Origin of the sequence: uncultured Bacteroides sp., assembly GCF_905207245.1 — a bacterium.
In the GTDB taxonomy this organism is placed as follows: Bacteria; Bacteroidota; Bacteroidia; order Bacteroidales; family Bacteroidaceae; genus Bacteroides.
Genome location: NZ_CAJLKP010000024.1, coordinates 1 through 19,863 on the forward strand (window position 1 = coordinate 1; position 19,863 = coordinate 19,863).

Consider the following 19,863-nt stretch of genomic DNA (forward strand, 5'->3'; position numbering starts at 1 on the left):
TGCATTACGAACTACCTGCTCTATCGTTCGTTCCCCGAACTGATAGATACTGAATATATCTACAGAGGACTGAACTATCTGTACGGTTGCCATCCGTGCCACAATCTGTCCTTTGTTTCGGGAGTAGGCGCACAGCCCAAAAAGGTAGCCTATGGTAACAACCGCGCCGACTTCAGTTTCATTCCCGGAGGTGTAGTGCCGGGCGTCAGGATATTGAAACCGGACTTCCCCGAGAACAGAGAGGATTATCCTTTCCTCTGGAGCGAAAATGAGTATGTAATAGATTTGGCAGCAAGCTACATCTACCTGGTGAATGCAGTCAACAGCCTGCTGAAATGAAGTGCTTGATGCTCTTCTTTTACAGAACACTTATGCCCCGTCAAAGGGGCACAAGTGTTGCATAAAAGCCCTGCCAGCAAGAAAAATCCTCCTAAAAAACAATTTAGTACCCCTCTCAGAAGGTATTACCTGCTACATTTGCAGTCAACATCAGTATTTGAGAAGTTTTTTTGAAAAAGCATAAAAAGAACTACAACTATGAAGAAATGGTTTCATGTCCTACCGGCTTTATTTGTTCTTTGTCTGATCGCCTGCACTCAGACAAAGAACACAGAGCTACAATACACGTTTATCGGTGGCGGAGAAGGGAGCAAAGCAGACACCACTTGTTTCGACTCTTTGCAGATGAGCGACCCATTCATCCTTGCAGATGAAGCAACACAAATGTACTATCTGGTCGGAAGCGGTGGCAGTTTATGGAAAAGCACGGATATGAAGATGTGGACAGGTCCCTATCAATACATCACCGTAGATACAACTTCGTGGATAGGAACCTCCCCAAGAATATGGGCGCCGGAACTCCATAAATATAAAGGCAAATATTACTGTTTCGTCACCTTTACCAATCCCCAGATCATTGTGGATACTGTGCCCAACAGGTATAACGTGCAACGCCGCGCCACTCATATTCTTGTATCCGACAAAGCCGCAGGTCCTTATCATCCCATCAGCGACAAGAACTATTTACCAGAGAACTGGTCTACACTCGACGGCAGCTTTTGGGAAGAAGACGGGGTGCCCTATATGGTCTTCTGCCACGAATGGATGCAAACCATCAATGGAATGGTCAATTATATCAGGCTTGCTCCGGACTTATCAGAATCAGTGGGAACCTCCACCATCCTTTTCAGAGCATCCGAAGCCACATGGCCAAGAGACATGAGGGTGATAGGCGAACTTACTTTCGGTATGGCATTAGGAGGATATGTAGCAGATGGTCCATTCTTGTTCAGAACGGACACAGGGCGTTTGGGAATGCTCTGGTCCAGTTGGAGCGACAACCGTTGCGCCCAGGGAGTAGCCTACTCCGAGTCGGGCAAGCTGGCGGGTCCCTGGATTCAGTACAATACCCCTTTGGTTCCCAATAACTCAGGACATGGCATGCTGTTCCGCACATTCGACGGAAAGTTGTTGATGTGCCTGCACCACCAAAGCCTCGACCCCGAACACCCCGGTCCACGAAAGCCGACTCTGCTGGAAGTTGATACTTCGGGAGACCAGATTAAAATACTGGGAAAATACCACCCTTAGCAATAAAGTAACTTATATACAATAGTATCATGAGAAAGATAATAGTAACATGCGGTTTGTTGTTCTCCTTATCGGGATGGGGACAAACATTGCCGTACCAGAACCCCGAATTAAGTCCGGCAGAAAGAGCCAAGGATTTAGTGTCACGCCTGACTTTGGAAGAAAAGGCACTCTTAATGTGCGACGATTCGGAAGCCATTCCGCGTTTGGGAATAAAGAAGTTCAATTGGTGGAGCGAAGCCCTTCACGGAGTAGCCAATCAGGGAAATGTAACCGTTTTCCCCGAACCCGTCGGGATGGCTGCTTCATTCAATGACAAGCTGGTATTCGAGATATTCAATGCAACCTCCGATGAAATGCGTGCCAAACACAACGAACGTGTACGCAATGGACTGGAAGACACCCGTTTCCACAGCCTTTCCGTTTGGACTCCCAACGTAAACATCTTCCGTGATCCCCGCTGGGGACGCGGTCAGGAGACCTATGGAGAAGATCCGTATCTGACTTCTCAAATGGGTATTGCAGTAGTGAAAGGACTGCAAGGGCCTGAAGATGAAAAATATCGCAAGCTCCTTGCATGCGCCAAACATTATGCCGTGCATAGCGGTCCCGAATGGAGCCGCCATTCAGCCAACCTGAACAACATCAGCCCCCGCGATTTATGGGAAACCTATCTGCCCGCATTCAAGGCACTGGTGCAGAAAGCCAATGTACGTGAGGTGATGTGCGCCTATCAACGTCTGGACGATGACCCTTGCTGCGGAAGCACCCGTCTGCTCCAACAAATCCTCCGTGACGAATGGGGATTTAAATACCTCGTGGTTTCCGATTGCGGAGCCATTGCCGACTTCTGGACCTCCCATAAAAGCTCCTCCGATGCCGTACATGCCGCCGTTAAAGGAACAATGGCCGGTACGGACGTGGAATGCGGATATGGATATGCTTACCAGAAACTGCCGGAAGCAGTGTCCAGAGGGCTGATTACGGAAGAGGAAATAGACAAGCATGTGCTCCGTTTGCTGGAAGGACGCTTCGAACTCGGAGAAATGGACGATCCATCATTGGTTAAATGGAGCCAGATACCAATGTCCGTAGTCAACAGTAAAGCTCACAAGGACTTGTCACTGAATATGTCACGCCAGACAATGACGCTTTTGCAGAACAAGAACAATGTATTGCCGTTAAGCAAATCCATCCGCAAAATTGCAGTTATCGGTCCCAATGCCGACGACAAGCCCATGTTGTGGGGCAACTATAACGGAACGCCCAATCAGACTATTACTATTCTGGACGGCATCAAAACCAAATTGAAGAAGAATCAGATTATTTATATGAAAGGCTGCGACCTGGTGAATGACAAAACACTGGAATCCTACCTCGACCAATGCAGCATAGATGGGAAACCGGGCATCAAAGCTACATTCTGGAACAATTCGGAACGCCAGGGAGAACCGGTTTCTTCTCTCCGAACCACCCAGCCCATCAATGTAACCACATACGGATTGCATACTTTCGGCCCGGGAGTGAACCTCGAGAAGTTCTCGGCCAAGTACGAAACAGTATTTACCCCCAAAGAGTCAGGCGAAGTCCTCCTCAATCTCGAAGGTTGCAGCTACTTTGAGTTATTAGTAAACGGCCAGTCAATGACCAAACGGCGCACCTGGAGAACCACTGACACCCGCACCATGTTGCAAGTGGAAAAGGGAAAAGAATATAAGATAGAAATACTCTATGCACAAGTGGAAAACTGGGCCGCAAACCTGAAGTTCAACCTCGGCAAAGAATTGCCGATTAATTACGACGAAAGCATTTCCAAGCTGAAGAACGTAGATATGGTAGTCTTCGTAGGTGGCATCTCACCACAACTGGAAGGAGAAGAAATGCCTTTGAACCTTCCCGGTTTCAAGAATGGTGACCGCACAGATATAGAACTGCCGGCGGTACAGCGTAACTTCCTGAAAGCCTTAAAGAAGGCCGGCAAGCGAGTTGTATTTGTCAATTGTTCCGGATCGTCTATGGCATTGCTACCCGAAACTGAAAGTTGCGACGCCATCCTCCAGGCATGGTATGGAGGAGAATTAGGCGGACAAGCGGTGGCCGATGTATTGTTCGGTGACTATAATCCTTCCGGTAAGTTGCCCATTACTTTCTATAAAAGTACGAAACAACTGCCCGACTATGAGGATTATTCCATGAAAGGACGCACCTACCGGTATATGTCCGACCCTCTGTTCCCGTTTGGATTCGGATTAAGCTACACCGATTTTACCGTAGGCACAGCCCGTTGCAGCAAAACCCAACTTCGCACAGACGAGTCGCTAACCTTGACCGTACCGGTCTCTAACACAGGTAAACGCTCCGGAACGGAAGTCATACAAGTATACATCCGCAAAACAGATGATGCCGACGGCCCATTAAAGTCATTGAAAGCCTATGCCCGCGCAGAACTTGCAGCAGGGGCTACCCAGGACATAGAGATACAACTACCGGCCGAATCATTTGAATGTTTTGACCCTTCCACCAATACAATGCGGGTGGCACCGGGTGAGTATGAATTATTCTATGGAACCAGTTCCGCAGCCAAGGATCTGCAATCCATCAAAGTCACTTTACTATAAAAAGGAAGCCAGCCTATTTCATGGCTTCATCCTATTTTTATTTATCTTTGTATCCGGGTGAAGAAATAGAGAACCGGTACACTCAAAAAAACAATTTATGAAGAACAAAAGACTATTTTTATTATCCGCCTTTCTGGTATTAATAGGTACACTGCAAGCTCAGAACCCGATTATAAAGGATCAGTTCACCGCTGACCCCACAGCAAAAGTCTTTGAAGGTAAGATATTTGTTTATCCTTCACACGACATTCCAAGCCCTATTGAACGATTGAAAGAATGGTTCTGCATGGCAGACTACCATGTATTCTCGTCAGAAAACTTAGTGGACTGGACAGACCATGGAGTGATTCTAAGCCAGGAAAACGTGCCTTGGGTAGCTCCCGGTTCCTATTCCATGTGGGCTCCCGAATGTGTGTACAAGAATGGAAAATATTACTTTTACTTCCCCTCCACCCCCAAAGGTGAGGGCAAGCGTGGTTTCAGTATCGGAGTTGCCGTAGCCGACAAACCTTATGGTCCTTTCACTCCGCAAGCCACCCCCATCGAAGGAGTAAACGGCATCGACCCTTGTGTGCTCATTGATAAAGACGGACAGGCCTACATCTACTGGTCGGGTCGCGGAATGTCGGTAGCTAAGCTGAAAGACAACATGCTTGAACTGGACTCCGAGCCCATCAAAATAGAAGGATTGCCCGAAGGTTTTAAAGAAGGTCCTTTTGCATTTGAGCGCAACGGGAAATATTACTTCACGTTCCCTTGGGTAAAAGAGAAAACAGAAACATTGGCCTACGCTATGGGCGACAGCCCTATGGGACCTTTTGAATTCAAAGGCATCATCATGGATGAGTCACCGACCGGCTGCTGGACAAATCACCATTCATTAGTGGAATACAAAGACCAGTGGTATCTGTTCTACCACCACAATGACTACTCTCCCGAATTTGATAAAAACAGATCGGCACGTATTGATTCCTTGTTCTTCAATCCTGACGGTACTATCCAGAAGGTAACCCCCACCCTGCGTGGAGTAGGTATAACAGATGCCCGGAAGGAAATACAACTCGACCGGTACAGCCGGTTGAGCAACCAGGGAGCTGCTATCGACTACCTGGACCAAACAAACAAGTTTGAAGGTTGGAAAACCATATTAAGCAAAAACGGTGCATGGGTGCAATACAACCGGGTAGATTTCGGCAACAACGTTCCCCGGAAAGTAAAGGCAAGAGTTTCCTCGGAAGACGGAGGGATACTACAAATACGTATAAACGGAACAGACGGTCCGGTTATATCAGAAGTCAAAGTTCCCAAGAGTGATAAATGGACTGAAATCGAATCGCCTGTCCGTTCCGGTCAGAGCGGTATCCATGATTTATATGTATCACTAAAGGGAAACGGAAAGGTCGAAACCGACTGGATTACTTTCCAATAATCCTCTTTGAGTAAGCCTCCAGACCGGATATGAAGTACATGAAAATAATAGCGCTACTCACAACCCTGCTCTGCATCCTGCAAGGGCAGGGTTTAGTCGTTGCCCAAAATAATCCGAACCAATACAATTACCTGTACCTGACTATCCAGAACGGACTGTGCGACAACTCTATCCAGGCTATACACAAAGACCGCAACTCATTCATGTGGTTCGGAACATCCAACGGGCTCGACCGATACGACGGCTATGAACTGAAACACTACTCTACCGCCCCGAGGGAACCTTATCAGTTTATCGAAAGCAATTTCATCAACGACATTGACGAGGATGACAAAAGCTATTTGTGGATAGCTTCCGAATCCGGAATCATGAGCATCGACCTCCTTCACGAAAACCTCAATTTCTATAAAGACTATTCCGGCAAAAACAATAACGTACTCTACTCCCCCGTTCAGACAATACTTGTCGATGACTTCAATAATCTCTGGATTGGTAAAAGCGACGGTCTCGCCTACATCATACTGAATGAAGAAAGACAGATAAAAGATATACAGATTTTGAAGAAAGATGTGGATATCAAAACGATTGTGAACCATGGAGGCGACATCTGGGCAGGAGGCGATAAATGCCTGTTGCATTTCGCCCCTTCCGAGAAGGAGGGTTACAACAGCATACCCGTGACCCTGAACCTGGATATTTCAAAGTTGACCTTCAACTGTCTGTTCTCTTACGGAGACTATCTGTGGATGGGTACGCAGAGCGGTTTATACTGTTACAACACCCAGAACCAGTTCTGCATGCTCTATCAACATAATCCAAACGACCTTTGCAGCATCTCTTCCAATTTCATCACAGACATTGGAAAAAACTCATCCGGCGACATCATTGTAGGTACCCGAAACGGGATAAACATTTACCAAAGAGACAACCGATTTGTAACTTTCAGCAAGGGCACCCAGCCCCAGTCGCTGAACGACAATATCATCAACCGGATATTTGTGGACGAGAACGACAATATCTGGGTAGGAGCCAACTTCGGAGGCATTAATATCATGTCTCCGCAACGCATCACTTTCACATATGCACTGCAAAGGCATGAACAGGGCTCTCCCAATATCATCAGTACCGTATTCGAAGACAAAGAGGGCAATATCCTTGCCGGCATTGTAGACGGAGGATTAGCCATTAAGAAGAAAGGCAGCCAGTCGTTCTCTTTCTACAAGCATAATCCGGGAAACCCACATTCGCTGGCCCACAACAATATCTCGGACATCATCCAGGACTTCCACGGAGATTATTGGATATCAACCATTGGCGGGGGACTGGACAAGCTGGCAAAAGCCAACCTCTCCAATCCAGTCTTCGAACATTACAACAGCTTCAACTCTGCCTTACCATCCAATGACATCTACGACATTGCACTGGACTCAGTTAGAAACGCACTATGGATATGCACCAGCAGCCACATCAACACACTCGACTTCTCGACGGGAGTCATCAACCGACTGAAGTACTATACCCAGTCAGGAGAGCCCGTCCACAACATGAACACTATCTTCATCGACTCAAAATCCAGATTATGGATAGGTGGCAACGGCGTCTACGTCATCGACTTGGAAGACTCAAGAAACAACTACGAATGTATATACTACCAGTATAAGCTGGATAACCCCGAAAGCAAGATCAATGAGAAAATAACCTGCATCTTTGAAACCCAGAAGGGAGAGATTTATCTGGGCAGCCTCGGAAACGGCATTTATCTGCTGGAAGACGGAATCAATGCGGGAAAATACAAGTTCATGAATTATGCCGTACGCTGCGGTCTTTCGGATACCAGCATTTCCAATATACTGGACGACAAGAACGGGAACTTGTGGATCAGCACACTCAAAGGCGTCTACTTCTTCGACATCACCACCAAACGGGCCTTCAAGTTTGATGAAGGAGACGGATTGTTAGTGCCTCAGTTCTACAAGCGGTCGGGATGTAAGGCAGCCAATCATAATATGCTGTTAGGCACTATCGACGGGTTTGTCACCTTCAGCCCGTTAGTCAGCCTACCCAAGCAGAAGCAACGGACAGTCACCCTTACCAGTGCCGTCTGCGACGGGAAGCAACTGATTCCTTATCTGGACAGCGATAATCTCCCGACGAGTATATCGACCACCAAAGAGCTGCACTTATATCCGCCGCAGAATTCCTTTGAAATCACCTTCAGTTGCCTGGACTATCTGGAACAGGAAAAAGTGTTCTACTCCTACCGCATACTCGAACTGAAAGAGAACAGGAACATAGGCCTCGTGAAGAGAAATGCCAAATACACCAATCTTTCTCCCGGAAAGTACACGCTCGAGATACAGTGTACCAATCATGACAACACCTGGTCCGCCAAACCGACCACGCTCAGCATCATTGTGCACCCGCCATTCTATAAAACCACCTGGTTCTACTCACTGATAGCCATCCTGATTATATCAATCCTGATTTATATCGTCTATTCATATAATGCCAGGCAGAAGCACATACAGAAGCTACTGAAAGAAAAGATAGAAGTCATGTCCCGGCAAATGGAAGCCATCAATAAAGAAAAGCTCTCATACTTCACCAATCTTGCACATGAATTCAAAACTCCGCTAACCCTGATACAAGGGCCGGCAAGCCAGCTTATGAACCAAGCCACCGACCCCGGTGAGAAGGAGGACCTGCAAATCATCAACCGCAACGCGCAATATCTGCTTTCGCTGGTCAACCAACTCATCGACCTACGCAAGATAGACACCAAGAACCTGACTCTCAACTCCGTCCGCTTCAACTTCAGTAAGTTCCTGGACACCACCATCATGGACTTCTCCAACTTAATGAAGGAACGGAATATACAGTTCGAGAAAATATACCGCCTGAAAAGCGACCATATCTATTCGGACAAGGAAAACCTGCATAAGATATTGTTTAACCTTTTATCGAATGCCATCAAGCACACTCCCGACAAAGGGAAAATCACGATACATGCCAACCAGTTCACCGACAAGTCGAAGAGGCTTATACAGTTCATCTCCGTCACCAATAGCGGCAGCACAATAGCCCCCGATGAGGTGGATAAGATATTCAACCGTTTCTACCGGATTCCCGACCAGAACAAATATACAAGCTATGGACAAAGCAGCACAGGCATCGGCCTGCACATCGTAAAAGAAATTACCACGCTGCTGGGCGGAACCATAAAAGTAAAGAGTTCGGAAGATGCAGGAGTATCTTTCAGGCTCTACTTCCCCATCACACTGGCCAATGAGTCTGAAAGTGAGGCTCACTCAGAAGAATACAGCAAGCCCGTACCGGTAGAGGACAAAATAGAGCCTTTCATCCCCATTGACAGGAGCAAACCCACCCTGTTGCTGGTGGAAGACAATCCGGACATGCGCCACTACATCAAGAATATGCTGAAAGAAAAGTATAACATTGCTGAGGCAAACAACGGCGAACAGGGCTACAAGGCGGCACAAAATATTATGCCCGATTTCATCGTGTCCGACTTGATGATGCCCGTCTGCGACGGTGCCGACTTCTGCAAGAGAATACGCGAAGACAAGCTTCTATGCCACATTCCATTCCTGCTTCTTACAGCAAATTCGAGCGAGAATGCCCGGATAGAAAGTTATGAGAATGGGGTGGACGGATATATCACCAAGCCTTTCGAAGAGTCTGTTCTCTTGGCTAATATAGACTCCATACTGAAAAACAGGGACCTACGCCAGAAGAAATTTGTAGAACAGGACTTAGACCCTATCTTGCTGGAAGTGGGGCAACCAGACCAGCAATTCATGAATGATGTGATGGATATATTGGAGAAGAACTATGCGAACCCCGACTTCGGCGTGAAGGAACTGACAGACAAACTGAACATCAGCTATACGGTCATCTACAAGAAGTTCATTTCGCTCACCGGTCTGCCTCCGGTGCGTTTCCTCCAACTGTACAGGTTGCAGATTGCAAAGAAGATATTGGAGAACAGTACAAACAACGTCATTGTATCCGAGATTGCTTACCGGGTGGGGTTTAACGATCCCAAGTACTTCACCCGCTGCTTTGTGAAGCAATATAAGAAGACACCCAGCTCGTTTTTTAAGTAAAGCTTCGGGAGCGTATTCCGGAAGCTTTGCGAACGTGATCATGAAGCTTTAGGAACGCGTTCATAAAGCTTTACGAATAAATGGCTCATTTAATGGTGATTAGGTCGCCATCCGTGAAGCCTGCCGTGATGTGCTCCACCCGGAAGAGGGAGATGTCTGCCAGTTCGTCTTTCAGCTCTTTCAGCACTTCCACCAGAGTCTTCAGCACTTCCTCCCACGGAAGACGGCTGGAAAGTTGCAGGTTATCGCAGTTCCTTTCTCTCGGCTCAAAGTCTTCCTCACATGCCCAGTCATCATCTTCGGCGTCGTAGTGCCTGGAACCGGTCAGTTCCAGGGTATAGCAACTGTCACCGTTCTCCTCGGCTGCTTCCCAGAGGTTGAAGTTCAGCGCAACGATATCGGCGGGCACAGTTTCGTGCGCGTCAATGTAGAGAAGCCACCGACGCACAATATCTTTTACCTTCGGTTTATCTAAAGTTTCCATAGGGACAAGCAAAGCCTGCGAGTCCGGCACCTCTTCATTTCCTCCGAAAAGGGAGAACAGTTTCTTTAGCATATTACTCATTTTTAGTCTATTCAAAAAACATACCGACAACCACTTTGAATCTGCAAAGGTAATGACAAACCATAAATATATAGTATCTTTGCCCTGATAAATACCAACAATCATGAAGCATCTTGCACTCTTACTACTCGCCATCCTTCTACCATCATGCAATGCCAATCGGCAAGCAAATGATATAATAGACAAGGCCGAAGCCATTGTCTTCCACAACCCGGACAGTGCCCTCGCCCTTCTGCAATCCATACACGAACCAGAAGCGCTGACCGACTCCGTACGGGCAAAATTCTGGCTGGTCAACGGGCAGGCACACTACAACTGCAACCGCTCCACAGCCGAAGATTCCCTGTTGAGATATGCGCTGGACTACTACAAGGAACACAACGATATTGTACGAACAACTCAGGCATACAAACTGTTCGCACAACACCTCTGGTGGAAAGGCAACCGGGCAGAAGCAGCAAACCTGTTGCGCGAAGGAATGGAAACCGCACAGGCAGCACAGGACACTGCCTGCACTCTCCAACTACTCCGTTCCATCATCACTCAAAGCACGGGAGACGAGAATTTTGAAGATGCCGTGAAGTACCTGAAAGAATTACTGGAAACAGACAGAAATTCTCCGGACACCTATGTAAATTACAATATGCTGGGCATCGCCTATTATTATCTCCAGCAGAAAGATTCCTCCTTATGCTACCTGCAAAAAGCCTACGAGGCAGTCAATCAGCCCGACTGCGACCTCAACTCATGGGGACTTGTGTCACGAAACTATGCGGACATTCTCAGTGACTTCGGCGAACACCGCAAGGCAATCGACATCCAGCGCGAAGTGCTTCGTCGCTACCTTGCAGCAAACGATAAATTCGCATCGCTCTCTTACAGCTCCCTGGGCAGGTATTACCTGAATATCCACCGGATGGATTCAGCTAAATACTATATGCAAATGAGCAAGGAAACCTACTCGCCTTACATCGACCGGGACTTGTCATTGAGCAACTACTACCTCATCCAGAATACCCTGATGCAATATATTTCCACCAATCAGTTCCTCATCAAGGATGTCACGCTCTTCTCCAACCGGATGTTCGAGGACTACCTCAACCGGGAGAAAGTGATTGCCGAGAAGAACGAAAGCAAGCGGGTACTGGAACAACGGAACCTCTACTTGTCCATTGCCAAACAACGGGAGCAGATGTTACTCATCATTGTGCTGTTGGTTGTCGTTCTGGCTGCGGTACTCGTAGCATTCTACATCCAACGGAGAAAGAAGTTGCTGGAAGAAAAGGAAGAAGAACTGGACACGCTGAAACATCTGTGGGCCGATGTAGAGAAGACGAATAATGAAAATGACCAGTTCTTCAAGAAAATCCTGCTCCAACAAATGGGTATCATACGCATGGTAGCCACCAACCCCACGCCACACAACCAGGAGTTCCTGTCGCAGATGAAGCGCATCACCCGGGAAGATATTCCCACGGACGACCTGCTGGCTTGGGAAGACCTTTATAAAGTGATTGATTCCATATATGACAACTTCTACACGCACGTTCTCACCCGCTTCGGCAATGTGCTGAATGAGCGTGAGCTACAACTCTGCTGCCTGCTGAAAGCCAACTTCTCTACGAAAGAAATCAGTGTAGTCACCCAGCAGAGTGTGCGCACGGTCTATCAACGGAAAACAACTATTCGCCAGAAGCTGAATATGGATGAGAAAGAGGACATTGCGGATTTTCTGAGCCGGTAAACTCTCTTATTTCTTCCCGGACAGCACACCCGTATCCGAGTCACTATTATTAAGCACCTTGCCCTTCGAATTATAACCTCTGCCGAAGTCGAGCCTGAACGAAACATTCACCATGAATATCGGACTCAGGTTGGTAGAGAAAGCCACCTGCCGGCTGCCGGCCAGATGTGACACATTCTCTATTTCCTGTTCATACCGCTTGGTGAACGGGTTGAGCACTCCGGCCGAAACGCTCCATTTCTCCTTATTATAGCCCAGCATCATGGAGTGCAGCTTTTCTTCTTTAGTAATTGTCTCGCCCCACAACGTATGGTTGCTGGTATTCATTTCCGCCATGAACGTCCAATTCTTATAAGCCGCCATCAGGCTGCCACGAACACCAAAGTTGGTATGAGTGTGTGTATAAGTATTCCCCCGGCTGATATAACGGTTCAGGAACGGTGTCACTCTGATGGCAATGTATTCTTTCCATGGAAGTATCTGGACAGATGTCTCCAGGTTAATCCTATGGAAGCCTTTATGGTTCTCCATAGTGCGGATAAACTTTCCATCCTCAAAGTAAGTACTCTCCATCACAGGTTTGTTGTCATAACTGTAGCGGGCAAAGATGTCAACAACCACCTTCTTGTGCATCCAGCTTGCACTGAAAGTGTTGGAATAGAAGCGGACGGACTTCAATCCGGGATTTCCCCGGCGCACTTGTAGCAAGTCTATGGGTTGCGAGATGTCGTTGAGGTCGGACAAAGAAGGGGAATAGCCGGAGATATAACCGTTATATCTGAAAAACAGATTCTCCTTCGGAGTATAGGACAGGCGGATGGAAGGCTTGAAGATATAAGTTTCGTTATGCTTCCCTTCCTGCGAATTGTAGGTTCGCATGCCACCTATGCCCAGCGTATAGGCAACCTTATTGATATTGTGCTGATATTCTGCAAAGACGTACGTTTCTGCGGTGCTCATCTCCACCTGTTCTTCCACAGCTCCCGAATATTCGTTGCTGAGATAAGCCTGCGTGTGCTTGATGCCTCCGGAGAGTTTTCCGTTCTTGAACTTCTTATCATAAATGCCTTCGGTGATGAGGGAATACTTCCTGCCGTCAATAGAGGAACAGACAGTCGACGGAGTTTCGTCCGGAAGGCTTTCCTGATAGGTGCGCATGTTCTCACTATTCAGATAAGTACCTACCACGTTGAAGGTCAGGCTCTGCTGATGCTTCATGCTGCGCTGATAGTAAACGTCCAGCGAAGGAATCCGCAACTTCGAAGAAAGGCGGTCGGATATGGAGAGGATATCTTTTCCCTGGTATAAGCTGCTCTCCCGGTCGGAAAAGGAGTTGGGAGTATCGTTATAATTATTCCGTAAAGCGACATTCAGCATTTGCTTGTCATCGTCCTGCAAGTTATAGGTCAGGGAAAAGTTAAAGTCGTCGTACTTCACCGGAGTAGGTTTGCCAATCTCCGTGCGCTCCAAAGTGTTATCGGGGAAGCGGAAAGTTTCATAGTTCTCCCGCGTCCACTTTAAGTCTCTCCGTCCCCAATAGGCATAGGCGCTAAACTCAGACTTCCGGTAGTTATACTTGGCAGAAAGGTTGTTTTCGCCATAACCGTTAGCTGAAAGGGCATTCGATAAATCCGCCGCAATGGTTCCGCCGGAGTCTTTTCTTTTGACGATGTAATCCAGCACCGCCCCTACACTGCCATAGCGCAAACCGGGATTATCGTGATATTCTATTTTAACAATATCCGCAGGGCTCAAAGCAATTACTTCCGCCTGAGTAACCTCTACTCCGTTTATTCTGAATTGCACACTCTCTCCACCGGACATTTTCACGGAATTATCCACCGGATTAATCAAGATGCGGGACAATTGCAGATTCCGTAAAAGGGACAGTCCATTGGTAGACGCTTTTACCTGTGCTTGTGTGGGAAGGATAATCTGACGGTCGGTTTTCTTCAGGACAGGGTTAGCGCGTACAGTAACCCCTTCCAGCATTACGCCCGAGTTCAGTAAGGCAATATCTCCAATAGACAGGTTCTTTTCCAGGTTCCGGATGTCAATGCACACCGTTTCATAACCTACATAAGAGGCAGTGACTCTAAAGTTTCCGTTTGCCACATTATCAAAAGAGAAATTCCCTTTGGTATCTGTAACAGTTCCTTTTACAAATAACGAATCAGAAGTCAGCAACTGCACTGTAACAAATTCCAGTCCCGACTTTGCATCTTCTTCTACAACCCTGCCTGTTATCTTGTTTTGGGCAACTGCCATAAGGGATACAAGCGACGCAATGCATAAAATAATCATGTGTTTCATAAACCTAATTTTTTGAATGATTTGATGAGACAAAATTAGGCTGAAAATAGGGTTCGATTGATTTATATCGACAGGTTTATAAAGTGCAATCGATTTTGCAACACACTGATAATCAAAAGAGAGCAATCAAAGATTTAGGAAAAAGTTTATATTACCTCCTTGGACGTTTATATGCCAATTGCAACACTCCTTCTATCGCATTATCATTTTGACAAAATGTATTTTCTGATTGTCGAGAATCCGTTGTGTCCGTCCAAATACCCACATAGCATGAAAGAGGCATAGCGAAGATTCATTTGCCAGCAACAAATGAAATCGTTTGCCAATAAACTACGAAATCATTTGTTAGTAACAAACAAAATAGTATATTTGCGAAAAACAACTCTAAATAAGATGATTAGACAAGAAGAGATATCAGCTATACTGGACGCACAAGCCGATATGTTTCGCAAGAAAGAGCAGGGTCTGACACGAGAAGCACTGATTTCAGTGCCTGCCATCCCATCGTTTGCCACTATCATTACCGGTATACGCCGTTGTGGCAAAAGCACTCTTTTGCGCCAACTGATGTCCCGAAAATATGACTCAGCACTCTATCTAAACTTTGAAGACATACGCCTCGCCAACTTTGACACTGACGACTTCACCCGCTTGCAACGGGAAATTGAGCGGCGTAACACCCGTGTACTCTTTTTCGATGAAATACAAATCATCCCTAAATGGGAAATCTTCATCCACCAAATGCTCAATGAAGAATATACCCTGTTCATCACCGGTTCCAACGCTTCCTTATTAAGCAGCGAACTGGGCACTCACCTCACCGGCAGACACATCCCCATGGAGTTGTTTCCTTTTTCTTATTCGGAATACCTATCTTTCAAGAACCTCCCTGCAGATGAAGATTCACTTTTAAATTATCTGCGCAACGGCGGTATTCCCGAGTACGTGAAGAACCAAGCTGAAATAATCCTGAATACACTGATTGATGATATCCTGATACGGGATATCGCTATCCGCAATTCTATCAAAGACGTAAATTCGCTGCGGGCACTGGCTGTATATCTGCTATCCAACATTGGGAATCTGGTATCAGCCGGTAAACTGGTAGGGATGTTCGATATAAAAGCGGCATCTACCTTTCTGGATTATTTCTCTTTCTATCAACAATCTTATTTATTGGAATTTGTACCTATATTCAGCTATTCGCTAAAAGTACAGTCCCGAAACCCCAAAAAGGTTTATGCCATGGATTTAGGACTGGCGAACGAAGCCTCTGCCAACTTCTCGGATAACACCGGACATAAATTGGAAAACCTCATCTTCCTGCATCTACGGAGGAAATCGGGAAACATCTGCTACTACAAAGAGAAAGGAGAATGCGACTTTGTTGTCGTTGAAAAAGGCAAGGTATTGCATGCCATCCAGGTCTGCCACCAGATAACCGACCAGAACTTCGCACGCGAATATAACGGGCTGCTCGAAGCAATGAAAGCATTTAATCTATCGGAAGGTATTATTGTAACAACTAATCAGACCGATTCTTTTGAAGAAGACGGCAGACACATCCGGCTGATGCCCGCCAATCAATTTCTGCTCTCATAAGCCGATAAATCTCTAATTCGTAACAGCTTATTTTTTAATTGTGAGGATATACTTAAGCATAAATATGAAACGCATATATACATCATTACTAGGAATTCTATTTGCTGCAATCTGCATGGCAAATACCGATTTAACTCCCGGACAAATGACCGGCAGGAGTACAAAAGGGCTTTACGGAAAAGTGAAAACAGCCGTTTACAGCACCGGAGAAACCATTACCTTCAACAGGGAAGGCAATATTATAAAAGTACAAGAAGAAAAATATACAACTACCTACTCGTATATTACCCCCACCAGATATGTAGCTGATAATAATTCGTACTTCACCTACAACATCGTGTTCACAGACAATATGCGCAAGGAAGTTATGGATAACCCTGAGAAACTGAGTGATGATTATACCTTTGATAATCAAGGCAGAATCAGTAAAGCTCTTTTTGGAGGCTATAGCGGACATAATGAAACTTACTTTTACAATGGCTCAGAAAAACACCCGGCTAAAACCGTGATAGAACTTTATGACGAAATGGGAAGAACCACCATTACTTATGCATACCAGTATTTGAATATTGATGTACATGGAAACTGGACAAAGAGAAAAGTAAACGGAACAAGGAAAGACGTAGAATACGAAGATGGAAAGCCTGAAAAGGTAACTACCGAAAGCAAAAGTTTCATTGAAACTTGTACTTTAACTTACTTTGAAGACAGTTCTGTGCCCGGCAAGACACCACCATCTATTGAAATAACCGCTCCTGAAACAACCGGAGTAAATGGACAATTTAAATTAATCTTTTCCTTACAAAGCAAACCACAAAACGTAAAACTGAACTCCTCTGGCAACTTTGAAGTTTTAATGGGACCAGCGACCTCAACTTCCACTACTGTCAAGGCAGGTACAACAATTACCAAATTTGGATTTACCTATATTCTGACCCCTAAACGTAAAGGGAAACTACCGCTTCCTTCATTAACGGCACAGGTCAACGGACAAAATGTAACCTCAAAACCTTCTTATATAAACGTTACTGATAACGGAGCCGTTAACTCCGGTAAACCAACCACAACAAAAAAAGACAGCATCTTTGTAAAAATCATATTGGATAAGGAGACTGTCCGCAAAGGAGAAAGCGTGCTATGTTCATTGAAGATTTATACCTTAAACGATATATCATCAGTGGATGAGGTGTCACTTATTGATTTCCCATATTGCTATATCGAGGAGCAGGAACTGGAAAGCTCCCAAAACTATACATTAGAAAACATCCGGAATGTAACCTATAAAACTCTTATATTCAGGAAATTCAAATTAACTCCTTTACAAATTGGGCAGATCCGGATTCCATCTATCAACTTTTGCTTTACCTCAAAGGAAACGGTGGCAAGTGAAGATCCTTTTGACTCCTTCTTCAACGGTTCCCTCTCCAAAGAGATAAAGCATAGCGTATCTACCAGTCCGATAACGCTCAATGTTACTCAATAAAAACAAAAAAAGTCATGAACAGAACAATAGGAATTCTTGGAATATTGCTATTCACAATCATTGGCAATCTCAGGGCTGACGGCAACGAGCGGAAAGTAATGTTGGTTTTGGACATATCCAGTAGCATGTTGGCAAAAGATATAGCACCTAACCGGTTGGCACGGTGCAAAGACTTAGCTCGAATCTTTATAGAACAACATCCTGATGTACCTATCGGCATCACCGCTTTTGCCGGAGTATGGGAGGATATCTGCATACCCAGAACCGACCATAATACAGTTCAGTCTCATCTGAAATCTCTGCGTACCGGCAGGTTGAAAGATGGAACAGCTATAGGATCAGCTTTATTATCAGCAGCTTCTTTCCTAACGGGAACCGGAGGAACCATTATATTAATCACAGATGGGGTTGAGAATTGCGGCACCGTCTCTACAAGTACAGCAATCGAAATCCTGAAGCATTATAACATTAAGCTGAACGTAATTGGCATAGGAATAAACGGAATGGTGCCTTTTCCATACCAAACTCCCGAAGGGGAAAAGATTATAAACGTCAAAATGACTTTTGACCCAAAATATCTTTCAGAAATAGCGACAGCTACGGGAGGTAGATATTATGGCGTATCTTCCATTCAGGACTTTCTAAATATGCTACATGAATTAGACAAACCTACATGGCTGGAACTTCCACAAGGGGTCAGGGCTTCTGAAGATTGCCATATGACGGAAGAAGTGATGAAATGGGTCATCAAAAGGGTAACTATGGGAGGGTCGGACATCCCTCTGCCTTAAATTCCGGAAAGGAAATCCTATTATTTTGCTGTGACAAATAAAAAGCCGTCCTCCCCCTTTCACAGAATGAAAGGAAACAGGGCGGCTTCTATGTAAATAGCCTGTAAAGCTACGCTGATTACTAACTAAAGACTACAAACCGAAAGCAGCTTTCACCTTATCCACATAATCCAGTTTCTCCCAGGTGAAGAGTTCTACCTCTACATCCTTGTCGCCTTCATAGCGGGATTTGAAGTGCTTGGTTATCACCTGCGGTTCACGTCCCAGATGACCGTAAGCGGCAGTTTCCTGATAAATCGGGTTACGAAGTTTCAGGCGGTCCTCGATAGCCTTCGGACGAAGGTCGAAAAGCTCATCAATCTTCTTCGCAATCTCACCGTCGCTCATGTTTACATGGCTGCGCCCATAAGTGTTGACATAAATATTGATGGGGCGTGCAACGCCGATGGCATAAGACACCTGCACCAGCATTTCATCGGCTACACCGGCAGCCACCAGGTTCTTGGCAATGTGACGGGCTGCATAAGCGGCACTACGGTCTACCTTCGAGGGGTCTTTACCGGAGAAAGCACCACCACCGTGAGCCCCCTTGCCTCCGTAAGTATCCACAATTATCTTACGCCCTGTTAAACCTGTATCTCCGTGAGGACCGCCGATAACGAACTTTCCGGTAGGATTAACGTGGTAAGTGATGTGGTCGTTGAACAATGCAAGTACTTTCTCTGCATGAATAGAAGCTATTACACGCGGCATCAGAATGTTGATTACATCCCGGCGGATGGTAGCAAGCATTTCTTCGTCCGCTTTCAGTTGGGCAGCTTCGCTGTCGTCAGCCGGCTGGATGAAGTCATCGTGCTGGGTAGAAACTACAATCGTATCGATGCGGACGGGCGTGCCGTTATCATCGTATTCAATGGTTACCTGGCTCTTGGAGTCGGGACGGAGATAAGTCATCTCCTTACCTTCGCGACGGATGTCGGCCAGCACTTGCAGGATGCGGTGCGACAGGTCAAGAGAAAGAGGCATGTAATTTTCTGTTTCGTTAGTAGCATAGCCGAACATCATTCCCTGGTCGCCTGCTCCCTGTTCCATAGGGTCCTGGCGCTCTACACCACGGTTAATGTCGGGACTTTGCTCATGAATAGCGGACAATACGCCGCACGAGTTACTTTCGAACATGTACTCGCCCTTGGTATAGCCGATTTTCTGAATTACTTCGCGCGCAATGAGTTGTAGGTCAACGTACGCTTTGGTTTTCACTTCTCCAGCCAGCACTACCTGTCCGGTAGTTACCAGAGTTTCGCAAGCTACTTTCGAACTGGGGTCGTAAGCCAACAGTTTGTCAAGCACAGCGTCCGATATTTGATCGGCCACTTTGTCGGGGTGTCCTTCAGACACCGATTCGGATGTGAATAAATATCCCATTTCAAATTAAAAATTAGAAATTAAAAATTAAAAGAAGTATGGAGGTAAATGTGAGTAGGAGCATCAGCACGAAGCCGCCAGAAAAGGATGTTGTTTTAGCATTTTTTTCTGTGGTTGCAAGCTACTCAAATCTTTCCACATTCATTTTTCGGGTGCAAAGATAAAGGTTTTCTATG

At 46.0% G+C, this 19,863-nt stretch carries 11 protein-coding genes and 1 pseudogene; 9 read left to right on the top strand and 3 right to left on the bottom strand.

Going from position 1 to position 19,863, the window contains the following annotated elements:
* The 5 genes and pseudogenes from QZ135_RS09480 to QZ135_RS09500 all read left to right on the top strand — a co-directional run.
* Positions 1–339: pseudogene (locus tag QZ135_RS09480) on the top strand (glycoside hydrolase); the annotation flags it as partial.
* Between the two features lie 198 nt (positions 340–537).
* On the top strand, positions 538–1,590 hold the full coding sequence (locus QZ135_RS09485) for a glycoside hydrolase family 43 protein (protein ID WP_294608348.1): 1,053 nt from the start codon (positions 538–540) through the stop codon (positions 1,588–1,590).
* Between the two features lie 29 nt (positions 1,591–1,619).
* The gene (gene xyl3A / locus QZ135_RS09490; protein ID WP_294608349.1) at positions 1,620–4,208 is read left to right on the top strand and encodes a xylan 1,4-beta-xylosidase; all 2,589 of its coding nucleotides are present in this window, start codon (positions 1,620–1,622) and stop codon (positions 4,206–4,208) included.
* Positions 4,209–4,305: 97 nt separating this feature from the next.
* Positions 4,306–5,637, top strand: coding sequence for a family 43 glycosylhydrolase (locus QZ135_RS09495; RefSeq protein WP_294608351.1), 1,332 nt, complete (start codon positions 4,306–4,308; stop codon positions 5,635–5,637).
* A gap of 29 nt (positions 5,638–5,666) precedes the next feature.
* Positions 5,667–9,764 carry a two-component regulator propeller domain-containing protein gene (locus QZ135_RS09500; RefSeq protein WP_294608353.1) on the top strand — a complete coding sequence of 1,366 codons (4,098 nt, stop codon included), beginning with the start codon at positions 5,667–5,669 and terminating at the stop codon, positions 9,762–9,764.
* 85 nt (positions 9,765–9,849) lie between these two features.
* Here the strand turns inward: QZ135_RS09500 and QZ135_RS09505 are convergent, their stop codons facing one another.
* Entirely contained in the window at positions 9,850–10,320 is a 471-nt protein-coding gene (locus QZ135_RS09505; protein WP_294608355.1) for a hypothetical protein, read from the bottom strand.
* Between the two features lie 112 nt (positions 10,321–10,432).
* Between QZ135_RS09505 and QZ135_RS09510 the strand changes: the two genes are divergently transcribed.
* Positions 10,433–12,073, top strand: a complete 1,641-nt coding sequence (locus QZ135_RS09510; protein ID WP_294608357.1) for a tetratricopeptide repeat protein — start codon at positions 10,433–10,435, stop codon at positions 12,071–12,073.
* A gap of 6 nt (positions 12,074–12,079) precedes the next feature.
* On the opposite strand, the gene QZ135_RS09515 is transcribed toward QZ135_RS09510, so the two are convergent.
* Positions 12,080–14,386 carry a TonB-dependent receptor gene (locus QZ135_RS09515; RefSeq protein ID WP_294608359.1) on the bottom strand — a complete coding sequence of 769 codons (2,307 nt, stop codon included), beginning with the start codon at positions 14,384–14,386 and terminating at the stop codon, positions 12,080–12,082.
* A 393-nt stretch (positions 14,387–14,779) separates the two neighbouring features.
* Between QZ135_RS09515 and QZ135_RS09520 the strand changes: the two genes are divergently transcribed.
* The 3 genes from QZ135_RS09520 (at position 14,780) to QZ135_RS09530 (ending at position 18,262) form a co-directional block, all read left to right on the top strand.
* Positions 14,780–15,988: an ATP-binding protein gene (locus QZ135_RS09520; protein WP_294608362.1), complete on the top strand. Its 1,209-nt coding sequence runs from the start codon at positions 14,780–14,782 to the stop codon at positions 15,986–15,988.
* A gap of 64 nt (positions 15,989–16,052) precedes the next feature.
* Positions 16,053–17,471, top strand: a complete 1,419-nt coding sequence (locus QZ135_RS09525; RefSeq protein WP_294608366.1) for a BatD family protein — start codon at positions 16,053–16,055, stop codon at positions 17,469–17,471.
* Positions 17,472–17,485: 14 nt separating this feature from the next.
* Positions 17,486–18,262 (top strand): VWA domain-containing protein, encoded by a 777-nt coding sequence (locus QZ135_RS09530; RefSeq protein WP_294608368.1) that lies wholly within the window; start codon positions 17,486–17,488, stop codon positions 18,260–18,262.
* 132 nt (positions 18,263–18,394) lie between these two features.
* On the opposite strand, the gene metK is transcribed toward QZ135_RS09530, so the two are convergent.
* Positions 18,395–19,687 (bottom strand): methionine adenosyltransferase, encoded by a 1,293-nt coding sequence (metK, locus tag QZ135_RS09535; RefSeq protein ID WP_294608370.1) that lies wholly within the window; start codon positions 19,685–19,687, stop codon positions 18,395–18,397.
* Positions 19,688–19,863: the final 176 nt, after the last annotated feature.

Coding starts and splice junctions, on each gene's coding strand:
- QZ135_RS09495 (WP_294608351.1), top strand. CDS start 4,306: ATGAAGAACAAAAGACTATTTTTATTATCCGCCTTTCTGGTATTAATA.
- QZ135_RS09505 (WP_294608355.1), bottom strand. CDS start 10,320: ATGCTAAAGAAACTGTTCTCCCTTTTCGGAGGAAATGAAGAGGTGCCG.
- QZ135_RS09485 (WP_294608348.1), top strand. CDS start 538: ATGAAGAAATGGTTTCATGTCCTACCGGCTTTATTTGTTCTTTGTCTG.
- metK (WP_294608370.1), bottom strand. CDS start 19,687: ATGGGATATTTATTCACATCCGAATCGGTGTCTGAAGGACACCCCGAC.
- QZ135_RS09500 (WP_294608353.1), top strand. CDS start 5,667: ATGAAGTACATGAAAATAATAGCGCTACTCACAACCCTGCTCTGCATC.
- QZ135_RS09530 (WP_294608368.1), top strand. CDS start 17,486: ATGAACAGAACAATAGGAATTCTTGGAATATTGCTATTCACAATCATT.
- QZ135_RS09515 (WP_294608359.1), bottom strand. CDS start 14,386: ATGAAACACATGATTATTTTATGCATTGCGTCGCTTGTATCCCTTATG.
- QZ135_RS09510 (WP_294608357.1), top strand. CDS start 10,433: ATGAAGCATCTTGCACTCTTACTACTCGCCATCCTTCTACCATCATGC.
- QZ135_RS09525 (WP_294608366.1), top strand. CDS start 16,053: ATGAAACGCATATATACATCATTACTAGGAATTCTATTTGCTGCAATC.
- xyl3A (WP_294608349.1), top strand. CDS start 1,620: ATGAGAAAGATAATAGTAACATGCGGTTTGTTGTTCTCCTTATCGGGA.
- QZ135_RS09520 (WP_294608362.1), top strand. CDS start 14,780: ATGATTAGACAAGAAGAGATATCAGCTATACTGGACGCACAAGCCGAT.